This is a genomic window from Desulfobotulus sp. (assembly GCF_034006065.1).
In the GTDB taxonomy this organism is placed as follows: Bacteria; Desulfobacterota; Desulfobacteria; order Desulfobacterales; family ASO4-4; genus Desulfobotulus.
Map to the genome: position 1 here is coordinate 20,999 of NZ_JAVETM010000002.1, position 11,193 is coordinate 32,191.

The window sequence follows — 11,193 nt, forward strand, 5'->3', positions numbered from 1 at the left end:
TTTTTCATGGGTGATTTCCCGGGAGATTTTCAATATGGCGCGTCCTCTGGAAATTCTTGTGGTGGATGACAGTGCACTCATCCGCAAACTGCTCCGGGAAGAGCTGCAGGCTGCAGGGTATCGGGTCAGTGAGGCGGCCAATGGTTTTGAAGCCCTGGCCAGAGCTGCGGAGCCCCCTCCTCCGGATCTCATTACCCTCGATATTGATATGCCCGGTCTTGGGGGGTTTGAAACTTTCCGTAAGCTTCAGGAAGAACATTATCGCCGTTTTTTTACCCATGTGGAAGATGCAAGAATTCCCATTGTTTTTGTTACAGCCAATGACTGTATTGCCACTCGTCAGAAGGGTTTTGCCCTGGGTGCTGCGGATTTCATCACCAAGCCCTTTGCCAGGGGGGCCTTGAAAGCTGCGGTGGAAGCCATACTGAAACCCCCGAGGCCCATGACCGGCATGACGGCCCTTGTGGTGGATGACAGTGACACGGCACGCCACATTGTAACCGATAACCTCAGGCGGGAAGGTCTGCATGTGTTTGAGGCCGAAGACGGGCAGGCGGCCTGTGAGATTCTTGGCACGACAGACTGGGCCATGGATATCGTGGTGACGGACCTGGTTATGCCGCGTATGGATGGTATTGCGCTCTGCCGGGAAGTACGGTGCAGACCCAGCCTGGAAGACACGCCGATTATTTTTCTCACAGCCCTTGCGGATCAGAAGGAGCTTCTGAAAATTTTTGCCGCAGGCGGATCCGATTATCTTGTCAAACCTTTTTTCAAGGAAGAATTTCTGGCCCGGGTGAATGTGCATCTGGAGCGTACCCTTCTTACCCGCAAGCTGCGCGGGACTATCCGTGATCTGCAGCTTGCAGAGGCGGAGAAGGAAGAACGTCAGAAGCGGGAGGGGGCTTTGGGGATGGCTGCGACCATCTGCCATGAGTTGAACCAGCCGCTTCAGAAAATCAGCGGATATGCCGAGCTTTTGCAGATGTCCGGGGCTGGAGAAAGGGCCAGCACACTGCGGTATGCAAAAGAAATCATGCATGCGGTTTCTGAGATGGGAGCCCTTACCCGGAAGCTAATGCGTCTGACCCAGTACAGAACCCGGAACTACCCAGGCGGAGAAACCCTTGTATCCCTGGACCCCCAGGACTGACCATGCCCGCCCTGGGCAGATGTGTTTTTGGCAGATTGTTTTTTTCAGGCAAAAAGCCTCATTTATCTTCCGGAAAATCCACGCGCCGCCTCCACCGAAACGACAAACGGGATTGTCTGGTGACCCAGGAATTTGGAGGACAGGGTGCTCAGGATTGACGTCCATCGCCTGCTTTCCCGGAATACCTTCACCTATCGTCTGGATGTGGAAAATGGACCTGAACACTGGACCGGACGCGCCCAGATGGTGTGTCGACCCGTTTTCACCTACCAGCATGCCAAACATTTTCCCACGGACGCCATTTATGAGACCTGCCTTCACTGCGGTTTGAACACCAGCGAATGGATAGGACACCTGCGGATTTTCTATCCCAATGGAGATGCGCCCTCTCTGGAGCGTATGCGCATGGGCGTGGGGAGCGCGGTGCTCTGTACGGTGTGCGCGGATCTTGCCGCAGCCGGAGGGCTGCTCTTGTATGCCCTGCCCACAACGCCGAGTATGCTGGCCTTTCTCAAAAAGAAACGCTTTGTTTCTTTTGCAGCGTTTCCGGACCAGTTTTTTCTTCCCCTTGCCCATATGAGTCCTGAAATGCTTGGGAAACCGTCTCTGTGATGGAAAAATCCTTTCCGGAAGGCACAAAGGGAATGGTTTTTTCCTTGCCTTGGGGGATTTTCAGGCTTAGGTTTCTTTGGTCTGCAAAAAAGTCTTTGTTCTTTATACCAGGCCAGACCGGAGGTTCTATGGAGCAGCAATATCGTTTTCCCGTTACGGGCATGCATTGTGTCAATTGCGCCAAGGGCGTTGAGAAGGCCGTATCCGCTCTGGCAGGTGTGGAGTCGGCCAGTGTGAATTTTGCCTCGGAAACCCTCCATGTCCGCCTTGATCCGGAAAAGGTTTCCCCAGCCCTTGTGGCGGCTGCGGTGGCAAAGGCCGGATTCCAGGTTCCGGAAAGCCGGGTTCGTATTGCCATTACAGGGATGCACTGCGTCAACTGTGCCAGAGGGGTGGAAAAGGCCCTTTTTGCCGCAGAGGGTGTGGTGGCTGCGGAAGTGAATTTTGCCGCAGAAGAGGCCGAGGTCCGGTACCTTGCCGGGCAGACGGATATGCAGCGTCTTGCGGATGTGGTGCGTAAGGCGGGTTTTACTCCCATCCTCGGAGATGGAGAGGGGCTTTTGGCGGAAGATGAGGAAAAAAAGGCGCGGGAGCAGGAAATCCGAGATCAGAAGAAGAAGTTTTTTGTGGGGGCTCTTTTTACCCTGCCCCTTTTCATCCTTTCCATGGGACGGGATTTTCAGGTTTTCGGTCCCTGGAGTCAGTCTCCTTTCATGGAATATCTTTTCTGGTTTCTGGCAACCCCTGTGCTTTTTTATACAGGACTTGATTATTTCAAAGGCGCTTATCAGAGCCTGAAAAACAAAAGCGCCAATATGGATGTGCTGGTGAGCCTCGGGGCCTCTGTGGCCTATTTTTATTCCGTGTGTGTGCTGTTTTTTCCCGGCATCGGAAACCATGTGTATTTTGAAACCGCTGCGGTGATCATCACCCTCATCAAGCTTGGCAAGCTTCTTGAGGCCAGAACACGGGGAAAAAGCGGGGAGGCCATTCGCAGACTCATGGATCTCTCTCCCAAGATGGCCATCCGGCTGGAGGGTGACCGCGAAGTGGAGATCCCCGTATCGGACATCCGCAAAGGCGATACCCTGGTGCTGCGTCCGGGAAGCCTTGTGCCCGTGGACGGCGTTGTCCTTGAAGGTCGCAGTGCGGTGAATGAGTCCATGCTGACAGGAGAATCCCTGCCCCTTGATAAAAAACCCGGAGACAGCCTCACCGGCGGTACCCTGAACCATGAAGGCCGTCTTGTGTTCCGGGCAGAACGGGTGGGGTCGGAGACGGTGCTGGCGGGCATCATCCGTCTGGTGCGGGAAGCCCAGGGCAGCCGCACCCGCGTTCAGGCCCTGGCGGATCGGGTGGCAGCGGTTTTTGTGCCTGTGGTGGTGGCGGTGGCGGTGCTGACCTTTGCCGTATGGTGGCTGGTTTCAGGGGATGGCGTGGAAGCCATGGTGCGGCTGGTGGCCGTTCTGGTGATCGCTTGCCCCTGTGCTTTGGGCCTTGCCACACCCACGGCGGTGATGGCGGGGACGGGTCGGGCTGCGGAAAGCGGTGTTCTGTTTAAAAACGGCATGGCCCTGGAGGACGCAGCCGTCGTGGATACGGTGGTGTTTGACAAGACCGGCACCCTGACCCTGGGGCATCCGGAGCTAACGGATATCCATGTACTGGCCCCGGAGTTTTCCGAGGAAAGTCTGCTGGGCTTTGCCACTGCTGTGGAAAAGGGATCGGAGCATCCTGTGGGACGGGCCCTGGTTTCCGCAGGAGAAAAGAAGGGGGTTTGGATTCCTCCGGTTCAGGATTTTGTCAGTGTGGGAGGGGCCGGGGTCCAGGCCCAGGTGAATGGGCTGGATGTGAGGCTGGGACGGCCGGACTGGCTGGAAGCAGAAGGGATTTCCCTGGTATCCGCCAAAGAGGCCATGGCAGGATTGAGAAAAGAGGGGAAAACCGTGCTGGCCCTCGGTGTGGCAGGAAAGCCTGCAGCACTTTTTGCGGTTTCCGATGCACCAAGACCCGAGGCTGCCAGCGTGGTGTCAGCGCTGAAGTCCATGGGGATGCGCACCGTACTCATGACAGGGGATACGGCTCAGAGTGCGGCCATGGTGGCAAAGGCCTGCGGCATTGATGCGGTTCTTTCTGAAGTGCGGCCGGATGGAAAATCAAAGGCCATCGAAAAGCTGAAGGGAGAAGGGCGGAAGGTGGCCATGGTGGGCGACGGTGTCAACGATGCTCCGGCCCTGGCTACGGCGGATCTGGGGGTGGCCATGGGTACGGGAACGGATGTGGCCATGGAGACGGGGGATGTGGTGCTGGCAGGAGGCAGGCTCTCCCAGGTGCCCTTTGTGTTTGTCATGGGCCGAAAAAGCCTCCGGGTGATCCGCCAGAATCTGTTCTGGGCTTTCTGTTACAATGTGCTGCTCATTCCCGTGGCCGCAGGGGTTCTCGCATCCTTTGCCATGCTGCCCATGATGCTCAAACATCTGGACCCCATGGCCGCAGCCCTGGCCATGGCCTTAAGCAGTCTTACGGTGGTGAACAATTCCCTGCGGCTTTATCGTTTCCGGCCGGAAAAAGGCCGCAGAGAAGATGGCTTCAGTTCCTGATTACAGGATGAGGGCCGGATAAGGGCCGGATGATATCCGTATTCATCAAGGAGAGGTTTTATGTCTGTCTGGCAGGTGCATGTCTTGGCCAATGGCCGTTTTTCCGTACGTTTTCGCACTCCCGAGGGGCGGGATCTCCTGGCTCCCATGGAAAACATTCCAAGCAGCATTTTTCTGCTCAGATCCGGGGATCGTTTCCTTCTGGTGGATACGGGCTTTGATCCTCTGGATGTGGGGGGCCTGGGTTCTTCGGCCTCCCAGAAGAGGGAGGAAAGGCTGGAGGAGGCCCTGGAGGCCGCAGGCCTTGCACCTCGGGAGATCGGGGATGTGGTCATGACCCATCTGCACTGGGACCATACCGCAGGCATGGGGCTTTTTCCCCATGCCCGTTTTCATGTGCAGGCGGACGCCTTCCGGGCCTTCAATGCCCTGAATCCCAATGAGGAAACCTACTACCGCCCCGATCACTGGCTTTCACTTCTGGATCAGATGGTGCTGGTGGAAGGGGATGTGGAAATTCTGCCTGGCATAAAAGTGCGGCGCACAGGGGGCCATTGTCCGGGGCATCAGGTGGTGCTGGTGGAAACGGGAAAGGGGGTTCTCGCCCTGGCCGGGGATCTTCCCTATGACTATTCCGGACTCTGGTCCGCCCTGCCTGAGGATTTCTGGGAGGCATACCGCAAGGGCGCAGGGAAAGGATTCTGGTGGACGGAGGCCGCATGGGAAAAACTTGCGGGTTTTATGGAGGCAAGGGGGCTTCTGGGTGCACCATCCTCTGAAAGAGAGCTGAACTTTTCAAAGTTGCGGCGCTCCTGCACAGAGGTGCTGCTTACCCATGATCCCGGCCTTTATGCGGGAAGTCTGCGACAACCCGCATAGATTTAAAAGCCGTAGCTTGTGCCATCCCAGCAGTGGGTGCAGAGTTTTTCCCTGGGAAGGCCGATGGCAGCCACAAGATCTTCAAGGGTCTGGAATTTCAGGGAGGAGAGGTTGAGTCTCTTCTGAATCCAGGCCACCATGGCAGCATATCTGGGATCGCTGGCATCGGCATAGCGGTCAAGGTGCAGGGCTTCCTCTCCTTCCAGGGCCAGAATGGCCTTGCGGGTGATGAGTTCAAGGGAGGATCGGGATGTGGAGAAATTCAGAAATTCACAGGGATGGATGAGGGGAGGGCAGGCCACCCGCATGTGCACGGCCTTTGCACCGTAGGTGTAGAGGATGCGGGTGTTGTCCGAAAGCTGGGTGCCCCGGACAATGGAGTCGTCAAGGAGCACCATGGATTTCCCCTCAATGAGGCTGCGGTTGGGGATGAGCTTCATTCTGGCCACAAGATCCCGTGTTTTCTGGTTCTGGGGCATGAAGCTTCTCGGCCAGGTGGGGGTGTATTTCACAATGGGCCGCTGATAGGGAATATGGCGGGCATTGGCGTAGCCCACGGCGTGTCCGATACCCGAATCCGGAACACCTGCGGCAAAGTCTGCATCCACCTGATCTTTTATACCCATGGCCGCTCCGCAGTTGTAGCGGCAGGTTTCCACATTGATGCCTTCATAGCTTGAGGAGGGATAGCCATAATAGACCCAGAGAAAGGAGCAGATCTGCATGGCATCCTTTGGCGCGATGCGGGTTTCCCAGCCTGAAGGGGTTACGAAGACCGCTTCTCCGGGCCCAAGATCCTTCACCGTTTCATAGCCGAGGTTGACAAAGGCGCTGGATTCCGAAGAAAGGACAAAGCTCCCTTCCTTTTCTCCGAGAATGAGGGGGGTGCGGCCGAGAAGATCCCGGCATCCGTAGAGTCCCTTTTCCGTCATGAGGATGAAGGTGCAGGAACCCTTGATTTTTTCCTGGGCGGCGCGGATACCTCTTTCAAAGGAATCTTCACTGCTGATAAGCATGGCCACCACTTCCGTGGGATTGACTCTGCCTGCGGAAGACTCGCTGAAGGCATAGCGGTTTGCATGGGCTTTTTCGGTGAGGGCTTCGATATTGGCAAGTTTGCCCACCGTTACCAGGGCAAAGCGGCCAAGGTGGGAGGAAAAGACCATGGGCTGGGCATCCGTGTCACTGATGACCCCAATGCCGAGGTTGCCGGAAAAAAGGCCCAGGTCCGGTTCAAACTGGGTGCGGAAATAGCTGGACTCCAGGTTGTGGATTTTACGGGTAAAGCCCGAAGGCCCGGCCACGGCCATGCCGCCCCGCCGGGTGCCGAGGTGGGAGAGATAATCCGTACCGTAGAAAAGATCGCCCACACAATCCGTTTTCCGGGCCACGCCAAACACGCCCCCCATGATGCTCCCTTCCTTAGAAAATTTTAAAGAAGAACAACAAAAAACCTGGATGCTGGGATCTGAATCCGGCTTTTTGTCTTATGAGTATGGATGCAAACGGGGGCGTTATAGAATTCCTTGGACCACAAGTACAGGAAAAAAAGCATGAAGGCTGTGGATTTTCCATGAAAAAGGGTGTTGACAGAAAGGGGGTTACACTGTTAAAGGATTTTTTCAAAACAAAGATAAGGAATCTTTCCATTATGCATAGTTTTGTACTTATCAACCTCATTCTCGTGCTCATTGTTCTCGTGGTGGTGGCGCCACCGCGTGAGAGCCAGGGTTGGTAATGGCAGCATAGATGCCAAACGGAAGAAGCAGAACCGTTATCAGCCTTGGAGCTGGTAACGGTTTTTTATTTTTTGAACGACAAAAGGAGCGACCATGCGCAGCCGTCAGGTGAAAGAAGGTATCGAAAGAGCCCCCCACAGATCCCTTTTCAAGGCCATGGGCTATACGGATGAGGAAATCCGGCGGCCCATCATTGGCATTGCCAATGCGGCCAATGACATCATTCCGGGACATGTCCATCTGGATAAGATCGTTGAGGCGGTAAAGGCCGGAATCTACATGGCGGGCGGTCTTCCCGTGACCTTCGGGGTCATCGGCGTGTGCGACGGCATTGCCATGAACCATACGGGGATGCACTACTCCCTGGGCAGTCGGGAGCTGGTTGCAGACACCATTGAGGTGATGGCCACGGCCCACGCCTTTGATGGTATCGTCATGGTGCCCAACTGTGACAAGATTGTTCCCGGTATGCTCATGGCGGCAGCCAGGCTGGACATTCCCACGGTCTTCATCAGCGGTGGGCCCATGCTGGCGGGAAAGCATCCGGAAAAGCCGGGTCAGAAGGTGGATCTCATTTCCGTGTTTGAGGCGGTGGGTGCGGTGAAGCGGGGCATTATGGATGAGCGGGAGCTGGGGCTTATTGAAGATGCGGCCTGTCCCACCTGCGGTTCCTGTTCCGGCATGTTCACGGCCAACTCCATGAACTGCCTCACGGAAGTCATCGGCATGGGGCTTCCGGGCAACGGCACTGTGCCTGCGGTGATGGCGGAACGCCAGCGCATGGCCAAATATGCGGGCATGAAGGTGATGGCCCTTTTTGAAGCGGGCATCACACCCCGGAGCATCATGACAGCCAAGGCCTTTGAGAATGCCCTGGCTGTGGATATGGCTTTGGGATGTTCCACCAACACCGTCCTTCATCTTCCCGCCATTGCGGCGGAGGCCGGTGTGTCCATGGATCTCAACACCATTAACGAGGTGAGTGCCAAAACTCCCCACCTCTGTTCTTTAAGCCCCGGCGGCAAGGATCACATTGAGGATCTGGACCGGGCGGGCGGGATCTCTGCGGTAATGAAGGTGCTGATGGATGCAGGCCGCATCCATGGGGACTGCATGACGGTCACGGGAAAAACCGTTGCCGAGAACATTGCCGCCGCCCGCGTAAAGGATGCGGAAGTCATCCGGCCCCTGGACCGGCCTTACCATGTGCAGGGCGGTCTTGCGGTTCTCTTCGGCAACCTCGCTCCGGAGGGCTGTGTGGTGAAGCAGTCTGCCGTGAGAGAAGAAATGATGGTGCATGAAGGCCCGGCAAGGGTCTTCAACTCCGAGGAAACAGCATCTGCTGCCATCATGGCAGGGGAGATCCGAAAAGGGGACGTGGTGGTGATCCGCTACGAAGGACCCAAGGGCGGGCCTGGGATGCGGGAGATGCTGACCCCCACCTCCACCATCGCAGGCATGGGGCTGGATGCGGATGTGGCCCTGATCACAGACGGCCGTTTTTCCGGGGGTACACGGGGAGCCGCCATCGGTCATGTGTCACCCGAGGCCAGCAGCGGCGGACCCATCGCCTTTGTGGAAGAAGGGGATCTCATTGCCATCAACATCCCTGAAAAAAGCATCACCCTCAAGGTGGACGCGGCGGTTCTTGAAAAGCGTAAGGCCCTGTGGGCGCCGCCAGCGCCCAAAATCACAAAGGGGTACATGGCCCGTTACAGCCAGCGGGTAACATCCGCCAGCCGGGGGGCTGTACTGGAAGGATAGGTTCTCATTGCTATGCAGACGGCGGCCCTTTCTGTACGGAGGGATTGGTCTCTTTCAAGTCCCCGGAGGGAAGGGGAGGAGGGCCGCCGGACGACATCTGACCCACAAGACAAGGAAGATTCCATGGAATTGACAGGCGCACAGATTCTCTGGCAGTCGCTCAAGGATGAGGGCGTGGACACGGTGTTCGGTTATCCCGGCGGTGCTGTCATCGATTTTTATGATGCCCTGGTGCAGTATGATATCCGTCATATTCTGGTCCGTCATGAGCAGGGTGCCGTCCATGCGGCGGACGGGTACGCACGGGCTTCGGGCAGGGTGGGGGTGTGCATGGTGACCTCAGGCCCCGGAGCCACGAACACGGTAACGGGCATTGCCACCGCCTATCTGGATTCCATTCCCATGGTGGTGATCACGGGCCAGGTGCCCACCAAGCTCATCGGCAACGATGCCTTCCAGGAAGTGGACATCGTGGGCATCACCCGGCCCTGCACCAAGCACAACTATCTGGTGAAGGACATCACCAAGCTGGAACGCATCATCAAGGAAGCCTTTTACATTGCCCGTTCCGGTCGTCCGGGACCTGTACTCATCGACATTCCCAAGGACGTGACCAACAGCCGTACGGTGTATAAGGCCATTAAGGATATCCAGATGGAGTCCTACAACCCCACCTACCAGCCCAACAACAAGCAGCTGAGCAAGGTGGTGAGCCTCATCAAGGAAGCCAAAAGGCCCCTGATTTTTACTGGCGGTGGTGTGGTGCTTTCCAAGGGTTCCGATGCTCTGACCCGCCTTGCCAAACGCACCAATATTCCGGTGACGGCTTCCCTCATGGGCCTTGGCAGCTATCCCGGAACGGACGAGAAGCTCTGGCTGGGCATGCTGGGGATGCATGGCACCTTCCGGGCCAACATGGCCACTTCCAACTGTGATCTCATGCTGGCCATTGGTGTGCGTTTTGACGACCGGGTTACGGGCAAGACCGATGAGTTCGCCACCAAGGCCACCATCGTTCATGTGGACATCGACCCCACCTCCATCCATAAGAATGTCATTGTGGATGTCCCCGTGGTGGGCGACTGCCGTCTGACCCTGGAAGCCCTGAATGAGCTTCTTGATGCGGAAGATCCTGCCCAGATCGGGCCGGAGCGCTCCGAATGGCTGGGACAGATCCAGAAATGGAAGGACACCAATCCCCTCCGGTACAAGCAGGACGGCTGTGATACCATCAAGCCCCAGTATGTGGTGGAAAAACTCTTTGAAGTGACCAAGGGCAATGCCATCATCAGCACGGAGGTAGGGCAGAATCAGATGTGGGCGGCCCAGTACTATCATTTTGATAAACCCAACCAGTGGTTGACCTCAGGCGGCCTTGGTACCATGGGCTACGGTTTTCCTGCGGCCATCGGCGCACAGATGGCCTGTCCGGACAGGTTGGTGGTGGACGTGGCGGGCGACGGCTCCATCCAGATGAACATTCAGGAAATGGCAACCGCAGTGCAGAACGGACTTCCCGTGAAGATCGTGATCCTGAACAACCAGTACCTTGGCATGGTGCGTCAGTGGCAGGAGCTTTTCTACAAGAAGAACTACTCCCAGACGGACATGACCCATGCCCCGGATTTTGTGAAGCTGGCTGAAGCCTACGGGGCAAAAGGCTTCAGAACCGCAAAGCCCGAAGAGGTGGAGGCCGTGCTGAAAAAGGGCATTGAAACCCCCGGTCCTGTCATCATGGAATTTGTGGTCTGCCGTGAGGAATGCGTGTATCCCATGGTGCCTGCGGGAGCACCCATCACCAACATGCTGCTGGTCTGATACGGAGGAGCGAAATGAACGGAGACAAAAGCATTCTTTCCATTCTGGTGGATAACGAACCCGGCGTGCTTTCCCGCATTACGGGACTGTTTTCCGGCAGGGGCTACAACATTGAATCCCTTTCCGTGGCGGAAACCATGGATCCGGCCATCTCCCGCATCACCATGATCACCCGGGGGGATAAGCCCATTGTGGAGCAGATCAAAAAGCAGCTGAATAAACTCATCAACGTGATCAAGGTGCTGGATCTCACGGATCAGCGGCATGTACTGCGGGAGCTGGCCCTTATCAAGGTCTATGCCAAGGCGGAAAACCGGGCCGAGATCCTGCGCATTGTGGATATTTTCCGCTGCAAGATCGTGGATTCCGGGCCGGAGCATTACACCCTGGAAGTGGCTGCGGATGAGGATAAGCTTTCGGCCCTTCTCAATCTCCTTCAGCCCATGGGGATCAAGGAAATTGCCCGTACGGGAAGTATTGCCCTTCTGCGGGAGCTTCAGTAAAGACAGCTGTTTGTTCAGATGGAAAACCCCTTTCTCTCCCCGGATCCTGGGGAGAGGAAGGGGAAGTTTGCGGATGCGGCTAAAGTGAAAAAAATGTATCCGAATCCTTTTTTTCGGCTCTTCTG

At 56.5% G+C, this 11,193-nt stretch carries 8 protein-coding genes; 7 read left to right on the top strand and 1 reads right to left on the bottom strand.

All coding sequences use genetic code 11. The features are described 5' to 3' along the window. Window positions 1–34 precede the first annotated feature (34 nt). The 4 genes from RBR60_RS01465 to RBR60_RS01480 all read left to right on the top strand — a co-directional run bounded on the left by RBR60_RS01465 (window position 35) and on the right by RBR60_RS01480 (window position 5,244). On the top strand, window positions 35–1,153 hold the full coding sequence (locus RBR60_RS01465) for a response regulator (RefSeq protein WP_320353893.1): 1,119 nt from the start codon (window positions 35–37) through the stop codon (window positions 1,151–1,153). Window positions 1,154–1,297: 144 nt separating this feature from the next. Continuing rightward, window positions 1,298–1,765, top strand: coding sequence for a hypothetical protein (locus RBR60_RS01470; protein ID WP_320353895.1), 468 nt, complete (start codon window positions 1,298–1,300; stop codon window positions 1,763–1,765). A gap of 128 nt (window positions 1,766–1,893) precedes the next feature. Next, window positions 1,894–4,365 (top strand): heavy metal translocating P-type ATPase, encoded by a 2,472-nt coding sequence (locus RBR60_RS01475; protein WP_320353897.1) that lies wholly within the window; start codon window positions 1,894–1,896, stop codon window positions 4,363–4,365. Window positions 4,366–4,425: 60 nt separating this feature from the next. Next, the gene (locus RBR60_RS01480) at window positions 4,426–5,244 is read left to right on the top strand and encodes an N-acyl homoserine lactonase family protein (RefSeq protein WP_320353899.1); all 819 of its coding nucleotides are present in this window, start codon (window positions 4,426–4,428) and stop codon (window positions 5,242–5,244) included. A gap of 2 nt (window positions 5,245–5,246) precedes the next feature. Here the strand turns inward: RBR60_RS01480 and RBR60_RS01485 are convergent, their stop codons facing one another. Beyond that, window positions 5,247–6,653, bottom strand: coding sequence for an amidophosphoribosyltransferase (locus tag RBR60_RS01485; protein WP_320353900.1), 1,407 nt, complete (start codon window positions 6,651–6,653; stop codon window positions 5,247–5,249). A gap of 423 nt (window positions 6,654–7,076) precedes the next feature. On the opposite strand from RBR60_RS01485, the gene ilvD reads away from it, so the two are divergent. The 3 genes from ilvD to ilvN all read left to right on the top strand — a co-directional run bounded on the left by ilvD (window position 7,077) and on the right by ilvN (window position 11,068). Beyond that, on the top strand, window positions 7,077–8,747 hold the full coding sequence (gene ilvD, locus RBR60_RS01490) for a dihydroxy-acid dehydratase (protein ID WP_320353901.1): 1,671 nt from the start codon (window positions 7,077–7,079) through the stop codon (window positions 8,745–8,747). 123 nt (window positions 8,748–8,870) lie between these two features. Then, entirely contained in the window at window positions 8,871–10,565 is a 1,695-nt protein-coding gene (ilvB, locus tag RBR60_RS01495) for a biosynthetic-type acetolactate synthase large subunit (RefSeq protein WP_320353902.1), read from the top strand. Between the two features lie 14 nt (window positions 10,566–10,579). Beyond that, window positions 10,580–11,068 carry an acetolactate synthase small subunit gene (gene ilvN / locus RBR60_RS01500; RefSeq protein ID WP_320353903.1) on the top strand — a complete coding sequence of 163 codons (489 nt, stop codon included), beginning with the start codon at window positions 10,580–10,582 and terminating at the stop codon, window positions 11,066–11,068. The last annotated feature ends 125 nt before the right edge of the window (window positions 11,069–11,193 follow it).